General features: G+C 55.3%; 25 protein-coding genes and 1 riboswitch. Of the genes, 16 read left to right on the top strand and 9 right to left on the bottom strand.

From position 1 onward, the window contains the following. The 4 genes from QZL67_RS11685 to QZL67_RS09105 all read right to left on the bottom strand — a co-directional run. Window positions 1-103, bottom strand: a 103-nt coding sequence (locus QZL67_RS11685; protein ID WP_373887783.1) for a 3-hydroxyacyl-CoA dehydrogenase NAD-binding domain-containing protein, incomplete at its 3' end; no start/stop codon positions are given. Window positions 104-135: 32 nt separating this feature from the next. After that, complete coding sequence (buk, locus tag QZL67_RS09115; RefSeq protein WP_022290415.1) at window positions 136-1,269, bottom strand: butyrate kinase; 1,134 nt, start codon at window positions 1,267-1,269, stop codon at window positions 136-138. 11 nt (window positions 1,270-1,280) lie between these two features. Then, the gene (locus QZL67_RS09110; RefSeq protein WP_022290414.1) at window positions 1,281-2,432 is read right to left on the bottom strand and encodes a thiolase family protein; all 1,152 of its coding nucleotides are present in this window, start codon (window positions 2,430-2,432) and stop codon (window positions 1,281-1,283) included. A 27-nt stretch (window positions 2,433-2,459) separates the two neighbouring features. Continuing rightward, window positions 2,460-3,329 (bottom strand): phosphate acyltransferase, encoded by an 870-nt coding sequence (locus QZL67_RS09105; RefSeq protein ID WP_292920208.1) that lies wholly within the window; start codon window positions 3,327-3,329, stop codon window positions 2,460-2,462. Window positions 3,330-3,681: 352 nt separating this feature from the next. Here QZL67_RS09105 and QZL67_RS09100 point away from each other — a divergent pair, with 352 nt between their 5' ends. The 4 genes from QZL67_RS09100 (at window position 3,682) to QZL67_RS09085 (ending at window position 7,161) form a co-directional block, all read left to right on the top strand. After that, on the top strand, window positions 3,682-5,064 hold the full coding sequence (locus tag QZL67_RS09100) for an APC family permease (RefSeq protein ID WP_022290412.1): 1,383 nt from the start codon (window positions 3,682-3,684) through the stop codon (window positions 5,062-5,064). A gap of 37 nt (window positions 5,065-5,101) precedes the next feature. Next, window positions 5,102-6,190 carry an MBL fold metallo-hydrolase gene (locus QZL67_RS09095; protein ID WP_022290411.1) on the top strand — a complete coding sequence of 363 codons (1,089 nt, stop codon included), beginning with the start codon at window positions 5,102-5,104 and terminating at the stop codon, window positions 6,188-6,190. A gap of 92 nt (window positions 6,191-6,282) precedes the next feature. Continuing rightward, window positions 6,283-6,864 (top strand): nitroreductase family protein, encoded by a 582-nt coding sequence (locus QZL67_RS09090; RefSeq protein WP_022290410.1) that lies wholly within the window; start codon window positions 6,283-6,285, stop codon window positions 6,862-6,864. 171 nt (window positions 6,865-7,035) lie between these two features. Beyond that, a complete protein-coding gene (locus tag QZL67_RS09085) occupies window positions 7,036-7,161 on the top strand; it encodes a hypothetical protein (RefSeq protein WP_292920206.1) in 126 nt (41 codons plus the stop codon). Window positions 7,162-7,205: 44 nt separating this feature from the next. Here QZL67_RS09085 and QZL67_RS09080 read toward each other — a convergent pair whose 3' ends face one another. The 3 genes from QZL67_RS09080 to QZL67_RS09070 all read right to left on the bottom strand — a co-directional run bounded on the left by QZL67_RS09080 (window position 7,206) and on the right by QZL67_RS09070 (window position 10,592). Then, complete coding sequence (locus tag QZL67_RS09080) at window positions 7,206-8,189, bottom strand: NADH:flavin oxidoreductase (RefSeq protein WP_022290408.1); 984 nt, start codon at window positions 8,187-8,189, stop codon at window positions 7,206-7,208. 48 nt (window positions 8,190-8,237) lie between these two features. Continuing rightward, window positions 8,238-9,620 carry an MATE family efflux transporter gene (locus QZL67_RS09075; RefSeq protein ID WP_022290407.1) on the bottom strand — a complete coding sequence of 461 codons (1,383 nt, stop codon included), beginning with the start codon at window positions 9,618-9,620 and terminating at the stop codon, window positions 8,238-8,240. 183 nt (window positions 9,621-9,803) lie between these two features. Beyond that, complete coding sequence (locus QZL67_RS09070; protein ID WP_022290406.1) at window positions 9,804-10,592, bottom strand: MerR family DNA-binding transcriptional regulator; 789 nt, start codon at window positions 10,590-10,592, stop codon at window positions 9,804-9,806. 106 nt (window positions 10,593-10,698) lie between these two features. Between QZL67_RS09070 and QZL67_RS09065 the strand changes: the two genes are divergently transcribed. Then, window positions 10,699-10,971: a TIGR03905 family TSCPD domain-containing protein gene (locus QZL67_RS09065; protein ID WP_022290405.1), complete on the top strand. Its 273-nt coding sequence runs from the start codon at window positions 10,699-10,701 to the stop codon at window positions 10,969-10,971. A gap of 141 nt (window positions 10,972-11,112) precedes the next feature. Here QZL67_RS09065 and QZL67_RS09060 read toward each other — a convergent pair whose 3' ends face one another. After that, window positions 11,113-11,844, bottom strand: coding sequence for a FadR/GntR family transcriptional regulator (locus tag QZL67_RS09060; RefSeq protein WP_022290404.1), 732 nt, complete (start codon window positions 11,842-11,844; stop codon window positions 11,113-11,115). Between the two features lie 215 nt (window positions 11,845-12,059). Here QZL67_RS09060 and QZL67_RS09055 point away from each other — a divergent pair, with 215 nt between their 5' ends. The 10 genes from QZL67_RS09055 (at window position 12,060) to QZL67_RS09010 (ending at window position 23,450) form a co-directional block, all read left to right on the top strand. After that, on the top strand, window positions 12,060-14,009 hold the full coding sequence (locus tag QZL67_RS09055; RefSeq protein ID WP_022290403.1) for an FAD-dependent oxidoreductase: 1,950 nt from the start codon (window positions 12,060-12,062) through the stop codon (window positions 14,007-14,009). Window positions 14,010-14,041: 32 nt separating this feature from the next. Continuing rightward, window positions 14,042-14,878 (top strand): 3-keto-5-aminohexanoate cleavage protein, encoded by an 837-nt coding sequence (locus QZL67_RS09050; RefSeq protein ID WP_022290402.1) that lies wholly within the window; start codon window positions 14,042-14,044, stop codon window positions 14,876-14,878. A 146-nt stretch (window positions 14,879-15,024) separates the two neighbouring features. Next, window positions 15,025-15,480: a pyridoxamine 5'-phosphate oxidase family protein gene (locus QZL67_RS09045; protein ID WP_292920204.1), complete on the top strand. Its 456-nt coding sequence runs from the start codon at window positions 15,025-15,027 to the stop codon at window positions 15,478-15,480. A gap of 702 nt (window positions 15,481-16,182) precedes the next feature. Continuing rightward, window positions 16,183-16,261, top strand: a riboswitch (ZMP/ZTP riboswitch). Window positions 16,262-16,307: 46 nt separating this feature from the next. After that, window positions 16,308-17,024, top strand: coding sequence for a pyruvate formate-lyase-activating protein (pflA, locus tag QZL67_RS09040; protein WP_022290400.1), 717 nt, complete (start codon window positions 16,308-16,310; stop codon window positions 17,022-17,024). 62 nt (window positions 17,025-17,086) lie between these two features. Then, the gene (gene pflB, locus QZL67_RS09035) at window positions 17,087-19,321 is read left to right on the top strand and encodes a formate C-acetyltransferase (protein ID WP_292920210.1); all 2,235 of its coding nucleotides are present in this window, start codon (window positions 17,087-17,089) and stop codon (window positions 19,319-19,321) included. 277 nt (window positions 19,322-19,598) lie between these two features. Next, entirely contained in the window at window positions 19,599-20,978 is a 1,380-nt protein-coding gene (locus QZL67_RS09030; RefSeq protein ID WP_022290398.1) for an MATE family efflux transporter, read from the top strand. A gap of 5 nt (window positions 20,979-20,983) precedes the next feature. Next, window positions 20,984-21,580, top strand: a complete 597-nt coding sequence (locus QZL67_RS09025) for an AAA family ATPase (protein ID WP_022290397.1) — start codon at window positions 20,984-20,986, stop codon at window positions 21,578-21,580. A gap of 243 nt (window positions 21,581-21,823) precedes the next feature. Further along, window positions 21,824-22,450, top strand: coding sequence for a TetR/AcrR family transcriptional regulator (locus tag QZL67_RS09020; protein WP_022290396.1), 627 nt, complete (start codon window positions 21,824-21,826; stop codon window positions 22,448-22,450). Window positions 22,451-22,772: 322 nt separating this feature from the next. Then, a complete protein-coding gene (locus QZL67_RS09015; protein WP_022290395.1) occupies window positions 22,773-23,258 on the top strand; it encodes a hypothetical protein in 486 nt (161 codons plus the stop codon). A gap of 9 nt (window positions 23,259-23,267) precedes the next feature. Then, window positions 23,268-23,450 carry a hypothetical protein gene (locus QZL67_RS09010; RefSeq protein ID WP_022290394.1) on the top strand — a complete coding sequence of 61 codons (183 nt, stop codon included), beginning with the start codon at window positions 23,268-23,270 and terminating at the stop codon, window positions 23,448-23,450. Window positions 23,451-23,630: 180 nt separating this feature from the next. On the opposite strand, the gene QZL67_RS09005 is transcribed toward QZL67_RS09010, so the two are convergent. Beyond that, window positions 23,631-24,545: an RluA family pseudouridine synthase gene (locus QZL67_RS09005; protein ID WP_022290393.1), complete on the bottom strand. Its 915-nt coding sequence runs from the start codon at window positions 24,543-24,545 to the stop codon at window positions 23,631-23,633. Window positions 24,546-24,680: 135 nt separating this feature from the next. Here QZL67_RS09005 and QZL67_RS09000 point away from each other — a divergent pair. Further along, on the top strand, window positions 24,681-26,445 hold a 1,765-nt coding region (locus tag QZL67_RS09000), incomplete at its 3' end, for an ABC-F family ATP-binding cassette domain-containing protein (RefSeq protein ID WP_292920202.1).

The raw sequence follows: 26,445 nt of genomic DNA, 5'->3' as shown, positions 1-26,445 counted from the left end.
CTTTTTCCAGGCCGGCTTCATAGAGGTCGTACACGTAGGTCTCGTAGCCCGCCAGCGCATATACCTGCGCCAGGGAAGCACCCATGACGCCGGCACCGGCCATGACAACTTTTCGTTCGTTCATATTGCTCCTCCTTATTTCTGCCCGCAGGCAGGATGTTCCTTTTTTAAGTACTCAAAGTCGGAAAACACAGGCACACCGTCGTAGACCTGCGGCTGCTCTTCCCCGCGGAGCACCCGCAGTGCTCCGGAAGCCAGGGCCTCCATCTCAAACTCACCGGCCCGCACTTCCACGGGAGCCAGGAATCCGATCATTTCCGTAAGATCCCTCACAAGCTCCTGATCGTTTGCGATACCGCCGGTGAGGACAATTGCGTCGATTTTTCCACGCAGGACTGCCGCCATGGCACCGATCTGCTTGGCCACCTGATACTTGAATGCATCGTAAATCAATTTGGCGTACTGGTCTCCTTCACGGATTCTCTGCGCGACCTCCAGTGTCTCAGAGGTTCCCAGATGATCCACAAACCCGCCGGTTTTGGAGAGGTAGAGCAGCATTTCCTCGTGGCTCCACTTTCCGGAGTAACACATATCGATCAGGTCCCGAGCAGGGAGGGTGCCGATTCGGGTCGGCGCCATGGGACCGTCACCTTTGATGTTGTCGTTGCAGTCCACGATGCGGCCATGGTCGTGGGCACCGATGGAAACGCCGCCGCCCAGATGTGCCACAATGAAGTTTGCCTGGTCGTAGGCAAGGCCGAGATCCCGGGCCACCCGCATGGCTGTTTCCTTCTGGTTCAGCGCATGGGTGTTGCTGAAGCGGGTCACGTCCTTCAACCCGGTGACCCGCGCCACCGTCCGAAACTCATCTGTGCTGGGCGGATTCACAGTAAATGCTCTGGCGTGATAGGTTTGGGCAAAGTCGTAGGCGATGAGGTTTCCCAGGCAGGCGGGATGATCCGCGTATTTTCCGCTTCTGGCGTCCTTCAAAATGGCGTCGTTGATCTCGTATACGCCGCCCCGGCAGGAGGCCAGTCCGCCGCCGCGCCCGGAAAAGGCCGCACAGTCGCTGATCTCGATGTGTGCTGCTTTCAGTGCTCCCAGGATCGTCTCCTTCCGGTAATCCAGCTGATCGGTGGCGTTGGGGAACTGTTTAAGCACCTCGACATCGTGGGAAACAGTCTGTTTGAAGATCTGCTGATCCCCCATAAAAATAGCAATCTTGGTAGAGGTGGAGCCGGGGTTGATTACCAGTATTTTCTCGTTCATCCTGCCCCTCCTTACCGCAGATACTCAAAGATGCCGGCGGCACCCATGCCGCCGCCGATGCACATAGTCACCAGCGCATAGCGGCCGCCGTTATCTTTCAGATAGTCCAGGGCCTTTCCGGTGAGAACAACGCCGGTGGCACCCATGGGATGACCAAGTGCCATGGCTCCGCCGTAGGGATTCACCTTTTCCTTCGGCAGGTGCAGATCCCGGATGCAGGCGATTGCCTGCGCGGCGAAGGCCTCGTTGAGCTCAATGACATCCATGTCATCCACCGTGAGGCCTGCTCGGGCCATTGCCTTGGGAACGGCAAAAATCGGGCCAAGCCCCATGACCTCTGCCTCGCATCCCGCTACCGCGAAACCCACAAAGCGGGCAATAGGCTGGATGCCCAGTTTCTCCGCCAGATCAGACGCCATCACCACCGCAAAGGCGGAAGCGTCGGTGGTCTGGGAGGAAGTGGCTGCCGTTACCCGGCCGTTTTCCCGGAAACAGGGTTTCAGGCCTACCAGTGTCTCCATGGAGGTGTCCGGGCGGATGCCCTCATCCTGGGTCAAAAGCTGACCGTGGTCGTTGGTGACCGGGATAATGCTGGGAGCCAGCTTTCCAGAAAGCTGGGCCTGATGGGCCTTACGGTGGGACTCCACGGCCATAGCCTCCATCTCTTCCCGGGTGATGCCGTAGCGGTCAGCCACCCGCTCCGCGGTTTCCCCCATGGACATATAGGTTCCAATGTCGTGTTCATCCAGCCATGCGTCCTTGTACTCATCCGGGCAGGGACGGAAGCACATACTCATGGACTCCGTTCCGCCTGCCACCACACAGTCCATCTGCCCCGCCAGAATCGCGTTTGCCGCTGTTGCGACCGCCTGCAGGGAAGAAGAGCAGAAGCGGTTGATCGTCTGTCCGGGGACGCTGTTAGGAAGCCCTGCGCGGCGCGCAATCATCCTCGCTGCGTTAAAATCCATTTGATTGACCGGCATGGCGCAGCCCAAGATCACATCGTCGATGTACGACGGGTCCAGTTTCGGTACTCTTGCCAGTACGCCGTTGAGGACCTGTGCGGAATACTCAACGGGGTGGGTGGTGGCCAGTCCGCCCTTTCTTGCCCGGCAGCACGCCGAACGGCCATATGCAACAATCACTGCTTCACGTTGACTCATTGCCTGTTTCCTCCTCCGTGTTTGCATTTATAGGTTTCGGCTGCCGGTAATGGCTGCCAGAACAATGGACATATACTTGTCTTCCGCAGGAGAAGAGCGGGAACTGATTACCACGGGAACCTGCGCGCCGCAGATTGCACCGCAGGTCTTTGCGTTGCCGGTGCAGGTCAGGCTCTTGATCAGAATGTTGCCTGCCACAATATTGGGGACCACCAGGATATCCGGGTCTCCCGCCACCGGGCTGCTGTACCCTTTGATTGCGGCTGCCTCGGGGTCCATGCACAGATCGTAGGAAATGGGCCCCTCCACGATACAATCCTGGATCTCGCCCTTTTCGTTCATTTCCTTCAGCAGTGCCGCATCCACGGTCTCCGGCATTTTCGGGTTCACTTTCTCCACAGCCGCCAGGACCGCAACCTTGGGCTGCTCCACGCCCAGTGCCCGGAACAGATGCACCGCATTTTCCAAAATGGCCTTTTTCTGCTGCAAATCGGGATACATCATCAGCCCGATGTCTGTTACGCAGAACACCTTGTGATAATAGGGGGACTGTACGGCGGCCAGCATGGAAAGGGCATTGCTTTTCCGAATGCCGGTATCCTTGTTGACCACTGCCTTCATTAAGACAGCGGTCTCCAGCTTGCCTTTCATGATGCAGTCCAGGTGGCCAGACCGGACGTCCGCGAGAGCATCGGACACGCAGTGCTGTTCATCTTCCTCCTCCACAACGACAGGCAGCGCCTTTTCAGGGGCAAAGCGTTCCCAGATCGGTTCAATCAGTTCCCGTCTGCCATAGAGCACCGGCTCGATCAAGCCCTCCGTGGCTGCTCTGGCGACTGCCTCCATGGTGTGCTCATCCTGAGCGACAATCACACCAAGCCGCGGCGTTTTCGTCATGGCCGACAGTTGTTCCTTTATTTGTGAAAAGTCTTTCAGCATTCCAGATCCTCCTTCAAAGTTGCTTGTCCAATACAGGGCCATTTGGATGGCACGATTTGTTTTCTGGAAATTATCATAACAAACTTAAATTTGTAATACAACATTATAATAATATTTTTTTGCACAGAATTTTAGGCTGAAATTTTGCTTATATAACAAAAATTAAATAAATTTTGTGATAGTATTGACATTTTCTATAAAATTAATATCATAATGTTACATTATAAATTTGGGGGAGGGATCACTTGTTCGGAAGTCATCACGCACTGCTGCATCCAAACTGTAACAAGAGAAAAGGAGATTTTGGAACATGAAAAAGCTCACCTTCAGTGAACTCTTCGCAATCGGCCTGGGCTTTACCTTGGGCTCAGCAGTCTTCTCTCTGACCGGTGTATCGGCGATGTATACCGGCGGAAGCACTTTCCTCGCCTATATCGTAGGCGCTTTCGCCATTTTCTTTATGATGCTGCCGGTCATTATTGCCGCGTCCATCGTGCCTCGGCAGGGCGTGTCCTATTCGCTCAGTAAAGAGGCGTTCAGTCCTGCCATGGGCGGATTCTACTTCTGGATTTTCTTCCTGGGCCGGATCGCAATGTTTGCAAACATCACTGCATTCGCCATCTTCTTCACATCTGTGTTTACGACGCTGAACCCGAAGATCGTGGCATCTGCATGCGGCATTATCTTCTACATCACCAACTATTTTGGAATGAAGAGTGCCGCAAAGGCACAGAAGGTCATGAACTGTATTTTGTTCCTGGCCTACGCAGCGTTCATTGTTTTCGGCATTATCAATATGGACACCACATTTGTGTTCAATAAAGAAGTGTTTCTCACCAACGGCATGAGCGGCTTCTTCAGCGCGGTGGCCCTGCTGGTGTTCTGCATGGGCGGCGGCATGGCCATGCTGGAGCTGGGCGGTGCCGTGGAAGACGCGGAGCGGAATCTGCCCAAGGCTTGCTTCCTGATCACGCTGTGCGCCGGACTGCTCTTTGCCGGCATCGCGCTTGCAACCACGGGGGCTCTGCCCATGGTCAGCATGGAAGATGGCGGCGCCACCATGGCTGGTACGCTGCTGTTCAAAGGCCCTTCCAACTCCGTGATCAATGCCGCGGCCGCAATTTTTGAGGATATGACTCCGCTGCAGTACTTCTTCATTTTCGGCGGTGCGTGCCTTGCCATTGCCACTACCGTGAACGGCTCTTTCGGCTGGTACTCCACTCCCGTGCAGGCTGCCATTGAGGACGGCTGGTTCCCCAAGTGGTTCGGTGTGACCAACAAGCACGGTGTTCCTTATCGGATCCAGGCTATCTATTTGATCGCCGCGATCATCCCTCTGTTCTTCATTACCGCTGATGGGATCGGCAACGCCAACACCAATATTATGAAGGCATCCACCAACCTCCAGATCTTGGTAAATATTATCCCCAACTTTGGCCTTCTGGCGGTTCCCAAGCTGTACCCCGAAATCTGGGAGAAGTCCAAGTGGCATATGTCCAAGGGTGCCCTTTACGCCCTGACGTGGATTCCTACGCTACTGTCCATCTACCTGTGGTGGCTGAACTTCCGGGGACTGGCAGTTACGATCCAGTATGTCCTGGTGGTTCTGATTGTGGTTGGCATCCTCTATACCTTCATTGGTTACAAGACCTTTGCAAAGCCGGGCACCAAGAAGTTGTCTGGTAAAGACTGAGAAAATCCTGCAAATTAGAATTAGAAAGGTGATTACTATGGTACAAATGAGCGACGGGCGCGGACTGGTCTCCGGCACCTACACCAACACCAACCACCCCCTGGACCGGGAAACCTGGCTGCATGAGTGCTTCCCCGGCTGGGGCAGCTATCTAAACAAGCAGATCCAGAGCTACCAGGTACCCAAGGGACAGGTGGCCATGTGGTGGATCCAAGGTGCCTCCTGGATCCTGAAAACCGACGAGGGCGGTATCCTCTGGATCGACATGTTTGCTGGGGGCTCCGGCTACACGGAGATCAGCTCCTGCGGCGTGTGCCGTCAGTGCGGCGCGGACAGCCTGAACTGGCTGAATCTGCCCCCCGTCATCATTGATCCCTGGGAATTTGGCAGACTGGATGCCTGCCTCATTACCCATGTTCATCAGGATCACTGCGATATTTATTCCGTGAAGGCGGCCGCCCAGACCAATAACTGTCCGTTCTATGGTCCCAAAACCGTAACGAAACGTCTTTCCGAATTTGAAGTTCCCGACCAGCGCATCCATGAGGTCACAGTGGGGGACACCTTCGAGGTGCCCGGTGCCACCGTGCAGGTGCTGCCCTGCTACGACGACACCGCAATTCGGACCGGCGGCGGAAAGGGCCTGCTTCCTTATGATGATTGCTGTGTGTCCTATCTGATCAAGACCTCCGCCGGCAACATTCTGTTTACCGGAGACACTTGGTACAACGATGGCTACGCCTATTTCCCCGACTTCTTTGACATCGACGTCGTGACCACGGATATGGGCTACAACCGTCCCGGTGCCACGGACAAGATGAGTCCCTATGATGTGGTGCGTCTGGCCGATGCCCTGCAGTGCAAGGTCATCATCCCGGATCATTACGAGAATCTGGCCCACACGGCATGGGACCCCAGTCTTTTGATCGATCAATTTGAGCGGCTGGCAGGTGAGATGATTCCCGATATCACACCCTGCATCATGCAGCTGGGCGGCATGTATCAGTATCCCCGTGACAAGGAGATGCGCCGTTACCGTCATCCCAGCGGTGCTGTAAATGTGGACAAGACCCGGGTGCCCAATTACATGAAACTTGCGGAAAAGTTTACTCCGCGGGAAAAGTAAGTCATTTCTGCGCCGGAACAGCGGCTGCCTGCTAAGAGGGCAGCCGCTGTTTTGAATCAGCGATCATCACTTTTGAAACAAGGAGAACCATTATGCTGGAAACCATCAAACAGCGGCGCAGCGTGCGCAGCTACACCCATCAGCAGCCAAGCCATGAGCAACTGGAAAAAATTGTGGAGGCGGCCGGGTGGGCCCCCAGCGGCATGAACAGCCAGTCTTGGCAGTTCATGGTGCTTACCGGAGATGCACTGGAGTATCTCCGAATCGTTATCCGGGACTATTTCAGAGCGTTGAGACTTACGGAGCAGCATCCTCCGTTTTTTGCCAAGTGTAAAGAGTGGGCAAAGGAGGACGCGTATTCCTTTTTTTATAACGCGCCGGCCCTTCTTGTAATTTCCAATCGGAACGGTTACCGCAATGCCATGGCGGACAGCGCCGCTGCGGCAGAAAATGCTATCCTTGAAGCGACTGACTTGGGGCTTGCCTCCTGCTGGATTACCACACTTTCCGGCACCTGTGACGAGCCTGCCGTGCGCAGTGCGCTTTCCAGATTGGGAGTGCCGGATGACTACCGGGCCTTTGTTTCTGTTGCACTTGGTTATGGTGCACAAAAGCCAGAACCGGCTCCCAGAACCTACCAAACGCTTTGGGTAACATCCTGTCCGGAGAAGTAAGCACATAGGCTGACAGAGATCCATGCCGGCAGCATGGAAGGTCTGCCCTGTGGGACAGACAAGGGTACGGTATGACTGCATCCGAACACAGGGAGGAGAGTGCGAAAAGGAGGAGGCCTGTCCCGATTGGGACAGGCCTCCTCCTTTATGATAGAGGCTGTGGAAAGGTTCATGGCTGTTCCGAAGCAGCAGCTCAACAGGAGAGTGGGGGAGAGAGAAACCGTCGATGATGCGGCAGACCTGCCGGCCTCTCTGGTGAACTTCAGCCAGCGGGAGATGCTGCATGATTTCCTGTGAGCAGCGGGGCGAAGAGAACGATCTGGATCGGCCCGGAGGGTGGATCAGCCTTCATCTGCCCAGTGGGCATTTTTGTAGATTGCTCTGCCTACACCCACCAGATCCGCGCAGCCTTCTGTGAGCAGCGTTTCTGCCTGAGAAAGTGTTGTAACCCCTCCGGTCAGAAGTACGGGAATGTGGACTGCCTGTTTCACCGGAATGGACAGGTCCCGGAAATACCCGGGTTCGCTGTGGCCGGGACGCACATAGCCATTCATACCACCGGTGAGGTGCAGCAGATCCACGCCGCTCTTTTCAAAAATCCGGCAGGCTTCCACACAATCTGCAACCGTACTGCCTCCGGCCGCATAGTCACAGCCGCCCAGCCGTACGGAGATGGGAAATGCGGCGCCAACCGCATCCCGAACGGCCTGAATAACTTCCAGGTGGAATCTGGTACGGGTTTCCACCGACTGGGCACCGTATGCATCCGTTCTCTGGTTGGCAAGGGGAGAGAAGAACTGGTTGAGTAGGTAACCATGGGCGGAATGGAGTTCTACGCCGTCAAAACCCGCCTGTTTTGCCCGCCGGGCAGCCTGGGCAAACCAGCCGGTGACTTCGTGAATCTGCTGGACCGTCATTTCCAAAGGAAGCTCATTCTTCTGCTTGGGATGATAGACGCAGCTGGGACCAACGGGAGACTGGCCGGTGATCTTGGACATTGCAGCGGAGCCGGCATGGCTGAGCTGTGCGAAAACCTTGACGCCTTCCTGATGGATACAGTCCGTCAGCCGTGCAAAAGAGGAAATCACATCATCGGAAGCAAGAGAGGTCTGGCCAGGATGTGCTTTCCCCTGAAGATGAATATAGCTGTGTTCCGTAATGATCAGTCCAATTTTACTGTATTTAGCCCGTTCCCGGTAATAATCACATGCCGCGTCGGTCACGCGGCCGTTTTCATCCGCTTTTGCGGTGGCCATGGGCGGCATCACAAGGCGGTTGTCCAGGGACAGGTGCTTAATGGTGATCGGATCGAATACGTGTGCCATAAGGGTTCCTCCATTTCAGAAATTAAATGATAGCGTTGTATTTTGAATTCATTCCCGGATATCAGGCAACATGGCAGTATGGCTGCTTTTTCTCAGCTCCGCGGCGCCGAAGGAAACTGCCATCACGAATGCGCAGGCATCTCCCACCGGTCCAGCCCACAATGCGCCCTCCACACCGAAGAAATGCGGCAGGATCAGCAGCGCGGGCAGCAGAAAAAGCACCTGGCGGGAGAGGGAGATCAGCGTTGCCTGGGCAGGCTTTCCAATTGCCTGAAAGAATACACCGGTGCAGAGCTGGAATCCGTTCAATACAATGAGCAGCAGGAAAATGCGCAGGCTCTTGACTGCAAATTCATTGTACAGCGCAGACTCCGAACCAAAGATGCTGATAATTAAATGGGGGAACAGCTGGAACAGGACCGTTCCCATTCCCATGACGACGGTCGAGCAGATGATGGCGAAAAAGTAGGCCTTTTTGGCCCGCCCGGCCTTTCCGGCCCCGTAATTGTACCCAATGATGGGCTGGGAGCCAACGGCAATGCCGATGACGATACCGGTGATGATCTGATTGACTTTCATGGTAATGCCCAACGTTGTCATCGGGATTTCAGAGCCATACTTGGAAACGGCGCCGTATTTAACTAATACATTGTTCATGGCAGTGATGACGATGGTGGCTGCAAGCTGCATGACGAAACTGGAGACGCCCAGACTGCATAGTTTTCTGCAGAGCTTGCCCTGAATCCTCAGACAGTCTTTTGTGAGGATGATGCATTTGAATTTCCGCAGATACAACAGGGTGATGACGCAGGAAACAATCTGCCCCAGAACGGTGGCGATGGCCGCACCGGTGACGCCCATCTGAAAGACGAAAATAAAGATGGGGTCCAGGATCGTATTCAAAATGGCTCCGCTCAGCGTGGCGACCATGGCGTAGACCGGACTCCCATCCGCGCGGAGAATAGAATTGAATCCCATACCGAATGCGTAAAAGGGAAACCCCAGTACAATGATGTACCCGTATTCCAGTGCATATGGCATGGTGGCGTCAGTTGCACCAAAAAGGATACAAAGGGGTTTGAGAAAGAGCAAAGACGCTACGGTTAAAAAGATACTCACTGCAACGGTCAGCGTAATGGCGTTTCCTACGCCCTGTGCGGCACTCCGGGTGTCCTTCTGCCCCAGGCACAGGCTAAAATAAGCGGTGGTGCCGTCTCCGATCATCAGACCCAGCGCCAGGGCAATCACGGTTAGGGGCAATATGACGTTGGTTGCACCGTTGCCCAGATAGCCCACACCTCTGCCGATAAAAATCTGGTCCACAATATTATACAGAGTACTGACCACCATGGAAATGATGCTCGGCACAGCAAATTTTCGGAGCAGTTTTCCAACCGGCTCATACCCCAGGGGATTTCTTGTTGTTTCCATTCTCTTGTTCCTTTCCTTATATGCTGTGTTGGACGGGAAAACCCACAGGATAAAACTATAAACTTTCCTATAATGGGAAGGTCAAGAGAAAGTTTGCAGACAGAGGCGAAACGTGTTTTCAAAGAACGGCCTCTTTAGAAAGAACGCCGCAGGAAAGATTCCGGCGGCGCTTCTGGTTGGGAATTAAATTTGCTCCTGTAATTCCAGCAATGGACCCTTCAGATCAAAATGTGCGGATGTCAGGTTGGTAATGATGAGCTGCTGTGCATTTTGATGCAGAGAAAAATATTCCGTGATCAGAGTATCCACATGCTCCAACTCCCGGGTGGGTTTTTGCTGACAGAGGTAATCTCCCTCCGGCAGCACTTCCAAATCAGAAATGTCCTCTGCCTGCTGGAGAACTTCCAGGAAAATATCGGTGTGAATGGCTTCACCATGCCGCCGGGCAATCAATCCGATGGGGAAGGTAAAAGCCGGAAGCAGGCCCAGGGATTGTCCACGAAGAAAGATCCTGGTGGAACTCTGCTTAAACCCCAGCTCTCCGCCGGATGGCGTAAAGGGTTCCCGCAGAATCAGCCGCCGACGCAGATGCCGGGGATAGGCCCCGTCTTGGTTTTGATAGGGTTCGTTTTCCTCAATCCTGTGGAGAGCTTCTTCCATCTGCTTCATGGTATTTTGAAGATGCGCGAGCTTTTCCCGGGCCTGCCGCTGGCCATCCTCCAGCAGATGACGGATGTCCAGTGTCTGGTCAGGCTCCCGGTAGCGTTCCGCATCCCGCAGGGGGATGTTCAACTCCAGACACATTAGGATCATATCCATCTCCACCAGCTGTTCCAGTGCGTAATATCGGTAGCCGGTGTCCGGATCGGTGTAAGCGGGAATCAGTGCGCCGATTCGTTCGTAATAGCGGAGCGACTTCTGGTTTACGTTTCGAAGTCTGGCAAAATCACCAATCGAAAGATATCCCTGCACTTGCGTTTCCTCCCAATGTTTCTGCTTGACTTTCCCATTATAGGAAGGTCTATATTGACAATATACAGCACCAGAGAGAAGATTGCCAGATACAGGAGAAGAAAAAATGGTCTATCAAACAAAAGGAACATGTGCCAAAGAAATCAAACTGGAACTCGATCACGGAATCATCCGGTCTGTGGAGTTCGTATTGGGCTGCCCCGGTTTTACACAGGCGCTCAGCCGTCTTCTGGTGGGGATGCGGGCTGAGGATGCCATTGCACAGCTCAAAGGTATCCAGTGTCTGGAAAAGGGAACCTCCTGTCCGGACCAGCTGGCCATTGCATTGTCTCAGTATCAGGATTCTGAAGACCCGACTCTTTGCAAGGAGGAAAATTGAGACTGCTTTGCGGCCAAATGCTGTCAGGCAGACAAAGTCCCGGCAGAAATGGACAGCTGAAAAGCAAAAAAATGCCCGAAGACTGGTTATTTTCCAGCCTTTGGGCATTTTTTAAGAGCTGCAAAATCCCACTGGGAAACATCAAGTGCCGGGATTTGCAACGTGAGCCTTCTTGATGAACTGCAGATGCTTTTCCATGCTTTTGCATGCGTTTGCTGCATCGGACTGGAGAATTGCCTGGGCAATATCCATATGCTGCTGTGCAAAAATATGCAGGTTTTGCGCACCGTGGTCGCTGGTAAGCAGATAGTTGCTGTTGTTCAGTTCGCTGAAAGAGGTCCCCGCAACAGCCAGAATCATCCAGAGGAAATCATTATGGCTTGCCTTAGCAATCAGCTGATGAAATTTCTGGTCTAATTCCACCGTTCTCTGGTTATCCAGCTCTGCGCCGGAATAATTTTCAGAAACCTGGTGATATGCTTCTGCGATCTCCCAGATCTCCTCACGTTGCCGCTGGGATGCCTGAATGGCTGCCTGCCGGGCAGCCTCCGGTTCCAAGAGGATTCGGACGTCGATCACCTGCTTCAGGTCTACGTTCTCCAGCAGGGCATAGTCGTAGAGCATCCGCCCCAATACACTGGGGTCGCATTTGGTCGTGACATACGTTCCGCCGCCCTGACGAGACTCCAGAATACCCACCGTGCTCAGGGCACACAAGGCCTCCCGCAGGGGAATCCGGCTGACGCCGAGCAATTCGGAGAACTCGTGCTCCGTCATCAGTTTGTCGCCTTTTTTCAAATAGCCATTTTGGATCTGATCCAGAATGTAATCCACAATCAGCTGGCTGGCGTTGCGTTTATTGATAATGCTCACAAAATCACCTGTACTCTTTTCACTGATACTATTTATAAATTATACTATGAGGTTTCGCGGCAAGTCAAGGCGGGGGATTTGCGTGCTTTTTACATTTCGTATAATTTCCCAACTTATTTTTTGTGTGGTATGCGATTAAATTTATAATGTTATAATATTGTATTACTAATTTTGATGTGCTATGATGATACCATCAAACAACCACGGAGGAAATTATGATGCCATATCCCACTCTTTTTTCTCCTGCAAGCATCAATCAACTGACTTTGAAGAACCGGCTGGTGATGACCCCCATGGGATGCAGTCTCGCCAACACCGACGGCACCATTACCGACGAGTTTATCGCCTACTATGCTGAACGTGCCAAAGGCGGGGCGGCCCTGATCTACACGGAGGTGGCTTGTGTCAACAGTGAACATGGACGCCGGTCCTCACGCCAGATCTGGCTGACGGATGAAAGTCAGCTTCCCATGCTGCAGAAACTGACTCAAACGATTCATCAGTATGGATGCGCCATTTTCCCACAGCTGCTCCACCCCGGCGTTATCTCCACCAACGCTGCCAACGGAGGCCGTCCACTGCCCGGTCCAAGCGGCATTACATCCAAATTCCTGAAACAGGAGGCCCGCGCTTTTGAACACGACGAACTGAAGGGACTGGTTCAGGACTTTGTCCGTGCCGCTGTCCTGGCAAAGAAAGCCGGTTTTGATGGTGTTGAAATTCATGCGGCGCATCATTATCCTCTGCATGAGTTTTTGAGCCCTTACTTCAACAAGCGCACTGACGAATACGGCGGCAGTTTTGAAAACCGCTGCCGCCTGCTTTTGGAAATCGTGGATGCCGTCCGCGCTGCCGTTGGCCGTGCGTATCCCATCTCCGTCCGGGTTTCAGCCGAGGACTATATGGGCGACGAGAGTTATCATCTGGATGAAAATCTCAAACTGTGCCAGCTTTTGGAGCAGCACACGGTGGATGTCATCAGTGTCTCCGTCGGCGGAACGGAGAATGGGCGCTCTCATTCTCTGGAGCCCATCACCTATCCGCAGGGCTGGCGCCGTCATCTGGCCAAGGCCATTCGCACCATGGTGAACATTCCTGTGATTTCCACTACGGTCATCCGAGATCCGGACTACGCTGAGTCTCTTTTGAACGAAGGGTATCTGGACTTTGTGGGAATGGGACGCAGTTTCCTTGCGGACCCTGAATGGCCCGCAAAAGCCGCCGCGGGACATCCCGAAGATATCCGCAAGTGTATCTCCTGCCTCCGCTGTATCGACAGCATCAAAGCCGGCGGAACCATCCTCTGTTCCGTGAATCCCGAGTGCGGCGCAGAATACGCAAAAAAAGAACTCGTTCAGAACGGGGACGGGCGCCTGTGCGTCATTGTCGGGGGCGGCGTCGCTGGAATGGAGTGTGCCCGAATTCTGGCACAGCGCAAGTTCCGGGTCTGCCTGTATGAAAAGGAGGGACACTTGGGCGGCCAGGTCTATTTGGCAGCGCAGGCACCCAAAAAGGACAAGATGCAGTGGTTCATCGACTATGAGGAAACGCAGCTGCGGAAGCTGGAAGTGGACATCTGCCTGAACCATGCCGTCACTCCGGAGGAGATCCTCAAGCTGCGGCCCTATTTGGTAGTGGATGCCACAGGCTCTGAACCGTATCTGCCTCCGGTGGAAGGAATTGACGGCCCGCTGCTTACTACGCCTGTGGAAATCCTCTCCGGCAAGTGTCAGCTGACCAATCAGAGCGTGGTCCTTTTCGGCACCGGCCTGACCAGTCTGGAGACGGCAGAGTATCTGACGGCCCGGGGCAACATGGTCACCATCATCGGTGAATCTTCCCGGATCGCTTCCGGCGGCGGCAGCAGCGTGGTCATCGGAGAGATCCTGCGCTCTTTGCAGCAGGATAACGCCGTCATCATGACCGGCAGAAAGCTCTTGAAGATCGGAACGGACCGTGTGGTCTATCAGAAGGTGGATACCGGCGAGATTTTTGAATTGCCCTGCGATAAAGCCGTCATGTGCAAGGGTGTCCGCTCCTGCGGAAAGATCGCGGCTGCACTTCAGGGCCGGCATCCCAATGTCCGGGTGATCGGGGATGCAGCAAAAGTTGGGCGGATTCAGGAAGATGTATTGGCCGGTTATCAATTGGCGATGGAAGTCTGATTCAAGTTTCACAGAAAGAAAGGATGCATTTCATGAACAACAAGCTGATCGTAACTGCTGCATTGCTTGGAAACGGTACTACTAAGCAGATGAATCCCGCGGTTCCCTATACCCCTGAGGAGATTGCACGGGACGCTGTGGCCTGCGTGAAGGCGGGGGCGGCCATCGTCCATATTCATGTCCGGGATGATGAAGGCCATGCAAGCATGGAAACGCAGCGTTTCATTGATGCCTATACTGCTGCGCGGGCCGCCTTGAATGCGGAGGGCCTTGACGCCATTCTCAACCTCTCTACCGGCGGAACAGGCAGCGATGAGCTCAGAACTGCCCACATCGAGGCAATCCGCCCCGAAATGTGCTCCTATAATCCCGGGTCCATCAACTGGGGTACCTTTGTCTATTTCAATCCTCCCTCTTTGATGGAGCGGTTGGGGCGTGTGTGTCAGGAAACCGGCACAAAACCTGAGATTGAGATTTTCGATACCGCCATGTTCAACAACGTGATCCAGTGCTGCAAAGATGGAATTCTCAAAACGCCCTGCCATTTCCAGCTTATCATGGGAATTCCCGGCGGGATGCATGGCACAATCAAGAACGTTTCGTTCCTGCTGGATTGCATGCCTGCGGGGTCTACCTGGTCTATTACCGGCATTGGCCGCGCGCATATGCCGATGATGCTGGCCGGCCTCGCCGCCGGCGCAACCGGCATCCGGGTGGGGCTGGAAGATGGCATCTGGCTGGAGAAAGGTGTCCCTGCCACCAATGAGTCCTTTGTCAAACAGGCAGTTTCTCTCTGCCGAATGTCAGGCAGAGAGGTTGCAACGGCAGCTGAAGCCCGGGAGATCCTAGGCGTCAAGCAGCCGGAATAATCCCCATTTACCTCTTTTTACTTTGTGGAACAGTCCGCTTTCTGCCAATCGGCCGATAAGCGGGCTGTTCCACGTTGGTAGGCTGACGTCTCCCCCCACGCAGCTGCTGAGAAAACCAGAGGGAATCCCAATGCCTGGAAAGCGGATTGGAACCTACCAATGTGCGATTTTGGAATTATAGTTTGAGGAGATACGATATCAAGAACATTGAAAAAGTTGAGCAATTTCTCAAAGAAGCCCCCGTCGTTTACCTGACGACAGTTGATGGAGATCGGCCCAAATGCAGGCCGATCGGTCTGCATATGCTGGTTGGAGACAACCTCTATTTTGGCATCGGTACATTCAAGGCGGTCTATCGTCAGATGCAGGGAAATCCGAATGTGGAACTTTGCGTCTGCAAGGACCGTGAATTCCTGCGCTATTACGGCAAGGCGGTTTTCGAGACGGACAATGAGATCGCCGATGCCGCCATTGCAGCTGCACCTTTCCTGCAGCAAATCTACAATGAGACCACGGGAAAAAAACTTGGCATGTTTCACTTGGGACATGCCACTGCGGAATTCCGCACAATGACGGGAATCCAGGAGTCGTTTTCTTTTTAAGCAGCCTGGGCAAAGGAGTGTTTGTCGCGGCGGTGTGCGATCCCCGATCCTGAGGCATTATGCCGAAAATCGGGGAATGACTGCCTGGTTCAGAAAATTCACCAATTTTCAAGGAAAAAGTGGACTGTCACGCAATAAGCGTGCCTTTGTAAAATACGACTGTTTGGCGGTAATCAGAGAGATGATTCGCTTTGGTTACTGCTATATTTTTAAGAAGAGATCCATTGTGGAAGAGCAGATAAATCAGCATAAGGGGATATAATATGCGTTCTATATGCCTAAAACAAATCCAGATTACATTTTTTGTGCAACAATAGAATAAGCTACACTTCTTAATGTTTTTATTTCATATTTATTTGGAGACTTTTCTAATTTTCAGAGATATTATAAGTGAAAAGATTTTCACGAAAATCGCAGCAGGACCAGCACTCCTTTCCATTTCTGGCCAGGCGCGGTCATGTATTTTTACACTTCGCTTCGAAATACGGTACGGTTATAAACCTTGGCCAGCGGATCCCACTGTGCAGCATCCCATGAGTCAATTCCCTCCATAAACGAGGACAAGGCAGTATCAGCGGATGGTAGTGCTGCAATCCGCACAACGGGGAAAGGGGCAGAAGGGTAGCTTTTGTCAAAATAGAGAAAATGGTATGATCTTTTCACTTTCCGTTGACAGCTGCGGGGCGAATGTTGTATGTTGAAAACAGATCATATGACTGACGGAAGTGGGAGAACCACGTGGAGTATGATTTTGTAATTGCCGACCGTCTGGGCACATTCAAGTGCCCGGACGGTGTTTTTTATGCCCGGGCGGAAAGGAGATCTCCTTGACCGGACACATCCATTCCGTGGAATCCATGGGACTGGTGGACGGACCGGGAGTGCGGGCGGTGGTGTTTTTGCAGGGCTGTCCGCTGCGGTGCCGGTACTGCCATAACCCAGACACCCAGGAGGGTGGCGGCACGGCCGTCACACCGGAGGAGCTGACTGCACGGCTCCTGCGTTTTCGGCCGTACTTCAAGCGGGGCGGCGGAGTGACCTTTTCTGGCGGGGAGCCGCTGATGCAGCCGGAATTTCTCGCTGAAATGCTGGAGCGGCTTCACCAGGCGGGCATCCATACCTGTCTGGATACCGCCGGAGCAGGAAAGGGGGACTATGAAGCCATCCTGGCCAACACCGACCTGGTGCTCTTCGACGTTAAGCACGAGGACCCGGATGCCTATCACGCCCTCACCGGCGGTGAGATCCGTCGGCCTCAAGCCTTTGCAGAGGCGGTCCGGAAGGCGGGAGTTCCCATGTGGGTGCGCCATGTGGTGGTTCCCGGCCTCACCGATGGAGAAGAGCACCTGGCGGCGCTGCGGGACTATGTGGAGACGCTGCCCCGGGTGGAGCGGGTGGAGCTGCTTCCATATCACACCATGGGCGTGGAGAAGTACGCTGCGTTGGGTCGTCCCTACTCCCTGGAGGGCGTCCCGGAGATGGACAAGGCCCGCTGCGCTGCGCTGGAAGAAAAGTGGTTTCGGACTTGGAACCAGCGTGCCTGATCGGACGAAGATCTCCTGCACTTGAAACAAGGATACGAAATGAGGAGGATTACAAAATGGGCATGATGGCATACCCCCAGTGGGACGGATTTCAGGGTGGTCAGTGGCAGCGGACGGTGGACGTGCGCTCCTTCATCCAGAAGAACGTCACCCCCTATGACGGCGACGAAGGATTCCTGGCCGGTCCCACTCAGCGCACCCAAAAGGTTTGGAAAAAGTGTGAGGAGCTGCTGCTCCAGGAGCTCAAGAAGGGCGTCCTGGATGTGGAGACCCACATCATCAGCGGCATCGACAACTTTGCCCCCGGTTACATTGACAAGGAAAATGAGGTCATTGTGGGGCTGCAGACCGATGCACCGCTCAAGCGCATCGTGAACCTCTACGGCGGCACCCGGATGGCCAAATCCGCTCTGGAGCAGTATGGCTACGAGCTGGACCCTGCGATCGCCGCGCACTTCGGTGAGTACCGTAAGACCCATAACGAGGGCGTCTTTGATGCCTATCCCAAGCGTACCCGGGATGCCCGCCACGCAGGGCTCCTCACCGGGCTGCCCGATGCCTACGGCCGTGGCCGCATCATCGGAGATTACCGCCGGGTGGCTCTTTACGGCATTGACCGGCTGGTGGCCTTCAAGCAGCAGGATCTGGAGGAGTTGGACGGCCCCATGGACCAGGACCGCGTCCGTCTGCGGGAGGAAGTGGCGGAGCAGATCCGGGCTCTGGGAAAGATGAAGTCCATGGCTGCCCGGTATGGAGTGGACCTCTCTCAGCCTGCCGCAAATGCCCATGAGGCGGTGCAGTTCCTGTATATGGCGTATCTCGCCGGCATCAAGGAAAACAACGGCGCTGCCACCTCTCTCGGCCGGACCTCCTCCTTCCTGGACATCTATATCCAGCGGGACCTGGAGCGGGGCATCCTCACCGAGGAAGGCGCCCAGGAGCTGATGGATCAGTTTATCATCAAGCTGCGTCTGGTGCGCCATCTGCGCACCCCGGAGTATAATGAGCTCTTCGGCGGCGATCCCACCTGGGTCACCGAGTCCATCGGCGGCATGAGCATCAACGGCAAAACCCTGGTGACAAAGAACTCCTTCCGCTGCCTCCATACCCTCACCAATCTGGGCAGCGCGCCGGAGCCCAACCTCACCGTACTCTGGTCCGAGCACCTGCCGGAACCCTTCAAGCGCTACTGCGCCAAGATGTCCATTGCCACGGACTCCATCCAGTACGAAAACGACGACGTGATGCGGCCGGTCTATGGTGACGACTATGCCATCGCCTGCTGTGTCTCCGCCATGCGGGTGGGCAAGCAGATGCAGTTCTTCGGTGCCCGGTGCAACATCGCCAAGTGCCTGCTGTACGCCATCAACGGCGGCGTGGACGAGCGCTACGGCACCACCATCGTCCCCGGCATCGAGCCCATCACCGACGAGGTGCTGGACTATGAAAAGGTCCGGGCCAACTACGACAAGGTCCTGGCCTATGCCGCGGAACTTTACGCCGACACGGTGAACATTATCCACTACATGCACGATAAATACGCCTACGAGGCCAGCCAGATGGCCCTCCACGACACCCATGTGGAGCGGCTCACGGCCTTTGGCATCGCCGGTCTCTCTGTTGCGGCGGATTCGCTTTCTGCCATCCGCTATGCAACGGTGCGCCCCATTCGCAACGAGCAGGGAATCGCTGTGGATTTCGTCACGGAAGGCGAGTTTCCCAAGTACGGCAACGACGATGACCGGGCCGATGACGAGGCGGTATATGTGGTGCGGACCTTCTCCCACGAGCTGAAAAAGCACCCCCTGTACCGCAACGCGATCCACACCCTCTCCGCGCTTACCATCACTTCCAATGTCATGTACGGCAAGAAAACCGGCTCCACGCCGGACGGCCGCAAGCTGGGCGAGCCCCTGGCTCCCGGCGCCAATCCCATGCACGGCCGGGATGTGAACGGTGCCCTGGCCAGTCTCAACTCCGTGGCCAAGATCCCGTACCGGGACGTGTGCCAGGACGGCGTCTCCAACACCTTCTCCATCGTCCCTGACGCCCTGGGGAAGGACGAGGCCCAGCGGGAGGAGCATCTGGTGGCCATTCTGGACGGCTATTTCAGTCAGGGGGCTCACCACCTGAATGTGAACGTCCTCAACCGGGAGACGCTGGTGGATGCCATGGAACACCCGGAGAAGTACCCCAGCCTCACTATCCGGGTCTCCGGCTATGCGGTGAATTTCAACCGCCTTTCCCGGGAGCAGCAGGAAGAGGTGATTCGGAGAACCTTCCACACTGCGGTTTGATGAAGCGTGTTTTTGTAGAAAAAGATTGCTGAAAGCGTAGGAAAACCAAAACGTGCAGAAAGCCCCGGGGCCTGTTTGAAACAGGCCCCGGGGTTTTACCGCCAGAAAGAATTGACTATAAAATCCACCAATTTTCACAGGGAAAAACTGGAAAAATCTTTGTAAAAAGTGGACTATTACGAAATAAGCGTGCCTTTGTTAAAATACTACTGCTTGGCGGTAATCAAAGCGAGATGCTTCGCTTTGGTTACCGCCGTATTTTGAAAGGAGAACCATTGTGGAAGAGCAGACAAATCAGTATTTAGCCCAGGCACCCATCGGAAAATTGATGATGAAATTCGCAGTTCCGTGCGTGTTGTCCCTGCTGGTATCCTCCCTGTACAACATCGTTGACCAGGTGTTCATCGGATGGGGCGTGGGGTATCTGGGGAACGGCGCGACCAATGTTGTGTTCCCCATTACCATCATTGCCCTGGCGCTGGCGCTGATGATCGGCGACGGCTGCGCGGCCTTTTTGAGCATCTGTCAGGGAAAGCAGGACGCGGAGAGTGCCCACCGCAGCGTGGGCAACGCTGTGGTGCTGATGATCCTCGTGAGTATTTTGCTGGTGGCGGTGTTTTACGGCGGCCGGGACACGATCCTGGCAGTCTTCGGCGCTACAGAGGCAAATGTGGATTATGTGCGGGAGTACTTCAACATTATTGTTATCGGAATCCCCTTCTTCGTGTTCACCAACGGCATGAACTCCATTATCCGCGCCGATGGAAATCCCAAGTTTGCCATGATCTCTACGGTGGTCGGCTGCATCATCAATCTGATTCTGGACCCGGTGGCCATTTTCCTGCTGCACTGGGGTGTGGGCGGCGCCGCTCTGGCCACCATTGTGGGGCAGATCGTCTCCGCGGCCCTGGTGGTTTATTACCTGTTTCACACCAAGTCCTTCCGCCTGCAAAAGGGCAGTTTCCGCTTGCATGGGGCGCTGCTGGGGAGAGTACTGCCCCTTGGAATCAGCAGCCTTCTGACCCAGCTTTCCATTGTGGTCATCATGGGCGTGATGAACAACACCCTGATCAAGTACGGCGCCCAGTCCGAGTTCGGAGCAGACATCCCCATGACGGTGGTGGGCATCGTCATGAAGGTGTTCCAGATCGTCATTGCCTTCGTGGTGGGCATCGCCGCCGGCTGCCAGCCCATTGTGGGATATAACTACGGCGCGGGACACCTGCACCGGGTCAAACGGATCTACCGGACCATGCTGGTGGCTGAGATTGTGATCGGCGCGGTGGCAACGGTGTGCTTTGAGCTTTTCCCTGTGCAGATCATCCGCCTGTTCGGCAGCGAAGGAGACCTTTACAATCAGTTTGCGGCCATGTCTTTCCGCATTTTCCTCTCCATGATGCTCCTTTGCTGTGTGCAAAAATCCACCAGTATTTTCCTTCAGGCATTGGGAAAGCCGATCATGTCCATGACACTCTCTCTGCTACGGGACTTCATTTTGAGCGTGCCGCTGATTCTGATACTGCCCGGGGTGTTTGATCTGGGCGTTGTGGGGCCGCTGTATTCCGGCCCAATTGCGGACATCGTCTCCTTCCTGGTAGCAGTGGCGATGATGGTGAGGGTATTTGGCAAAATGAATTTACAGATGGAAAGAGGGTAACTGTTATGAATGAAATCATTACCATTGGCCGTCAGTTCGGCGCAGGCGGCCGGGAGCTGGGCAAGCGCCTGTCCAAAGAACTGCAGATCCCCTATTATGATAAGGAACTGCTTTCTGAAGCTGCAAAGCTCAGCGGATTGAGTGAGAAGTTCCTGAATCAGGAGGATGAGCGGGTCACCAACAGTCTGCTGTATTCCCTAGTGATGGGGACCTGCACACTGACCGGACAGCCCTCTTTGGAAGAGCTGGGGTGGGATGCCCAGCGAAAAGCCATTTTATCCGTGGCGGACAAGGGCGGATGCATCATTGTGGGCCGCTGCGCGGACTATGTGCTGCGGGATCGGCCCAATCTGCTGCGCCTTTTTGTGATGGATGATATGGACCGGCGAATCCGGCATGTGAGCCAGCGGGACCAGATCACCCCGGCGCAGGCAGAGCAGAAAATCCGCAAAATGGAGAAAATGCGTGCCGCCTATTACAACAGCCGCACGGACAGCAGGTGGGGCGCGGCGGAGAATTACGATCTTTGCCTGAATATCTCCCGCATCGGCAGAGAGCGAGCGCTGCACATCATTTTGGACCAGGTTCGGGACAAAAAGTAAGCGAAACAGGCCGGGGCGCAGGGAAGGCTGTCTGCATTTGCTGCAAGAAAAGAAACGTCATATCTGAAAAAGCATGCAGCCGCTGCGTCTGCATGCTTTTTTGCTGCGTGAAGAGCATCCGGTCATGGAATGGCGTCTGGTGCCCCCTGTGCTGTCCATATTATACCCTCTTGTATTCTTTAAAATGGCATGATAAAATAAAGATAAATTTTTGAAAATGATTTTATTGGAAGGGGATGCCGGATGCCGAAGGTTGCATATTCAGAGGAAGACCGGGAGCGAATCCGGGAGGAGCTGCTCACTACAGCGCTGGAGCTGATGGCACGGCAGGGGATTCAGCACACCACGGTGGAACAGATCTACAAAAAGGTGGGCATCTCCCGGACATTCTTTTATTCCTTCTTTCCCACAAAGGAAGATCTGATTGTGGAGACCCTCTATCTTCAGCAGCCCCGGATTCTGGCCTATGCCCGAAAGCTCATGGAGAATCCCAGCCTTACCTGGCGGGAGGGGGTACGGACCTTTCTGCATGCCTGCTGCTACGGTGAGAAAAACGGAATTGCCGTGTTGACCATTGAGGAACAGCAGCTGATTTTCCGGCGCTTGTCGCCGGAGAGCAATCAGGTCTTCCGGGAAAAACAGGCCCAGCTGTTCGGCAAGATTCTGGAGTGTTTCGGGATCAGAGCGGATAAGAAACGAATTGCCCTTTTCACTAATTTGAGCCTGACGGCTATGATCGTCCGCCGGGCGATCCCGGAGACATTGCCGCTGTTCGTTCCGGAGGCTGCCGATGAGACCGTGGCGTTTCAGATCGATTCCATTGTCAACTGCCTGGAGACGCTGCGGGAGCCGGAAGGCTGCCCCGTGTGAGGACTGTTCCCACAAACCCGCCTGACCACTTGCCGCGGACATCTGTTCAGGCGGGCTATTTTTTCTTTCAAATAAATACAAAACTAAAATATCATCTTTATTTGTTTGGATGTGGAACGGCATTCCCGTTTGGAGTGGGAAATGTCCTCCGGAAGAGGAACGCAGCAGGAGACGGGGGGCTGTTCAGGAAAGAGATTCGTTTATCTCTTCCGGGGAAATCGGGCCTGCCGATATGGAAACCGCTTTGACGCAGCTAACGTCATATCCCATTGGGAAATGGCGGCAGTGATAAAAAACCATCTAATTTCAGGAGGAAACGAGTATGGGACTTTTCAGCAAACTGTTCAAGGGGCCGGAAGTGGACATGGAAAAGAGCAATGCCAATGCCAAAAAGATGCGCCTGCTTTTCAATCAGGCGGTGGAAAACGGAGACAGCTACCGGCTGATTTTTGGTTACACGGAGGATGTGGCCCGGTTCAATTACGGATTCGTCCATGGCAGCAAGACGAAGATCGGCAATCTGATCGTGGGCTGGAACGAATCCACGCAGACCATTGTGGTGGTGCCCACGGTCCCGGACCTCTCCGGCTGCGGCGATCCCACCTATTACCGCCGCTCTGAGCTCCTGAAAGCCTACCGGAATAAGTATCCCACCGACGCATTCATCATCTATCCGGATAAAAAGGGCTATATCGGCATCAATGCCTACGACTGGCTGGATGACGAATCCCTGTATATCTACGTATCCCAGGAGGAGGAACTGGCGGCCTTCACCGATTTCTTCATGAACCGGTTTGCCACAAAGTGAGGTGGTCCCATGTCACTGGGAGCGGTCGGCGCATTTTTGGTGGTGCTGGTTGCGGTGTTTGTGTTCGGCAGACTCTGGTTCCATCTGGTGGAGTCTCTGCTGGGGCTGGTCAGGCGCCTTTTCACCCGTCATAAAGATCCGTCCGCCTGGCATCCCCTTCCGCCGGAACAGGAGGAGCCGCACGATGACTGACCCGAACGCGCTTTGCAGGCTGAGCTGAGATGTGAGAATGACATTCGGCGAAAAAACGGATTTAAAGAAAACATTCCCTGTTTTGGACCGCCCGGGGCGCCCAAAACAGGGAATGTCTTTTTGCTTGCAGTTGGGTAGGCAGAGTCTGCCTGCCGCCGCTGAGTTTCCGCTCCGCTTGGTTCAAAAAGGTGACTTCTTGGCAGCCGCAAGGTCCGGAAAGAGCCGGATCAGGTCTGCCGGCGGCGGGGCGGTCAGGTGCAGACGTTCGCTGGTGACGGGATGGGTCAGCGTCAGGCGGTGAGAGTGCAGCGCAGGCCGGACGATCAGGTTTGGGTCTTCCGTACCATAGAGCCAGTCACCGGCCAGCGGACAGCCAATGGACGCCATATGGACCCGCAGCTGATGGGTTCGGCCGGTCTCCGGCAGAAGTGCCACCAAGGTGAGGCCGTCCCGGACGGCCAGCACCTGATAATGGGAGACCGCTGCGGCGCCGTCCGGACGGACACAGCGCCGGACAGTGGAGGTCTCATCCCGTCCGATAGGGGCGTCGATGGTGCCGGAAGGGGCAGGGGGCGTGCCGACGCACACCGCCAGGTATTCCCGCCGGAAGCGGTCTGTGTGAAGGCTGCGGCGCAGCAGATCGTGGACATATCCGCTTTTGGCGATCACCATCAGTCCGGTGGTGCCTTTATCCAGCCGGTTGACCGGGTGAAAGATAAAATCTGTCCCCCGGGAAAAGGCCAGAGCCCCGGCCACAGTAGGGGTGTCCGGCAGAAAATTGGAGGCATGGGCGGTCATCCCGGCGGGCTTGTCCACCACCAATAAATGACCATCCTCCCAGATGACGGGAAGGGGCCAGTCACCGGGAACGGGCTGTACCCGGGGTGGGCGGTGATCGCCGGTCTCCACAGTGAGGACGTCGCCGGTGTGGAGAAGGTCCACTGTGCGGGCCCGGCGGCCATTGACCAGAATCCCGCGCTCTGCCCGGGTCAGGCGGGCTACCGCATGGGTGGAGAAGTGGAGCTCTGCCTTCAGAATGTGGCGGACGGTGGCGCCATCCTGCTGCGGAGAAATGATTTTTGTAATAGTCTCCATGGCGGAGCCCCCTTTCGCAATGGAACCAGCATACCACAAAACCGGCAAAAGGAAAAGGCGGTACCGGCGGCTGCCAGATTGCGGTTCAGTGCGGTTTGTGGTAAAATTATAACATCAATCACCAGGAGGCCATTCATGCTGTTATCCGCGGAACATCTCTCTATCAATTTCGGCAGCCGCCAGCTGCTGGATGATGTCAACTTTTATCTCAACGAAGGGGACAAGACCGGCGTCATCGGTATCAACGGCACCGGAAAGTCCACCTTTATGAAAGTCCTGGCCGGCGTCACGGAGCCGGACGACGGCACCATTTCCCGCAATCCCAATGTGCAGGTGAGTTTCCTGCCCCAGAACCCGGTGATGCAGGATGATGCCACTGTGCTGGAGCAGGTGTTTCTCCACTTCCCGGCGGAGTTCCGGGCCCTGAACGAATATGAGGCAAAGTCCATGCTCAACCGGCTGGGGCTGCCGGATTTTGAACAGAAAGTCGGCACTCTCTCCGGCGGCCAGCGCAAGCGTGTGGCGCTGGCCGCGGCGCTGCTGAGTCCGGCGGACGTGCTGATCCTGGACGAGCCCACCAACCATCTGGACAGTGAGATGGTGGCCTGGCTGGAGGACTGGCTCCGCCGCTTCAAGGGCGGGCTGATCATGGTGACCCACGACCGTTATTTTCTGGAGCGGGTGGTCAACCATATCACGGAGCTGAGCCGGGGAAAGCTGTACCACTACGAGGCCAATTACTCCAAGTATCTGGAGCTGAAAGAGCAGCGGGCGGAAATGGCCGAGGCCAGTGAGCGCAAGCGCCAGTCCATCCTCCGGGTGGAGCGGGAGTGGATCATGCGGGGCTGCCGGGCCCGGTCCACCAAATCCAAGGAGCGGATCGCCCGATACGAGGCCCTGTGGGACCAGGATGCGCCGGAGACGGATGACACCGTGCAGCTGGCCGCGGCTTCCAGCCGTTTGGGGAAAAAGATCATTGAACTGGACGACGTCACAAAGTCCTTTGACGGCAAAACCGTGGTGGATCATTTCTCCTATCATCTTCTGCGGGGGGACCGGATCGGCATCGTGGGCCACAACGGCGCCGGAAAATCCACACTGCTGCATTTGATCGCCGGGGAACTGGCGCCGGACAGCGGCAGCGTATCTATCGGCACAACCGTCAAGATCGGCCACTTCTCCCAGGAGGGACGGGAGCTGGACCTGAACCAGCGGGTCTATGACTTTATCCACGACATCGCAGATGAAGTGGAGACGGACGAGGGAACCTTTTCCGCAAACCAGATGATGGAGCGTTTTCTCTTCCCGGGGGACCTGCAGTCTGTGCCCATCGGCCGGCTCTCCGGCGGAGAGCGGCGGCGGCTGTATTTGCTGTCCATCCTGATGGCGGCGCCCAATGTGCTGCTGCTGGACGAGCCCACCAACGATCTGGACATTACGACCCTTTCCATCCTGGAAGATTATCTTCAGGGTTTTCCCGGTCCCATTCTGGCTGTGTCCCATGACCGCTTTTTCCTGGACCGGCTGGCGGAGTCGATCTTTGAAGTCCGCACCGGCGGGGAGATCCGGCGGTACACCGGCAACTGGTCGGACTGGGCGGCCAAGCGGCAGGCGGAGGAGCGGGCCGCGGCGCCGGAAAGGCCGAAGGCCTCCGCACCGGAGCGGCCCAGAGAGCGGAAACTGAAATTTTCGTACAAGGAACAGCGGGAATTTGAGACCATCGATGATGAGCTGGCGGCGCTGGAGGCGCAGGTGGCGGAATGTCAGGCGGCCCAGGAGCGCTGCGGCAGCGATTACGTGAAGCTTCAGGAGCTTCAGGCCCGCCAGACGGAATTGGAGCAGCAGCTGGAAGAGAAGACGGAGCGCTGGATGTATCTCAATGAGCTCAAGGAGAAGATCG

This window comes from Oscillibacter sp. CAG:155, assembly GCA_000436875.1.
Classification (GTDB): domain Bacteria; phylum Bacillota; class Clostridia; order Oscillospirales; family Oscillospiraceae; genus Oscillibacter.
Note: the sequence above shows the minus strand (reverse complement) of the source record. Positions and strands in the feature narration are given on the sequence as shown.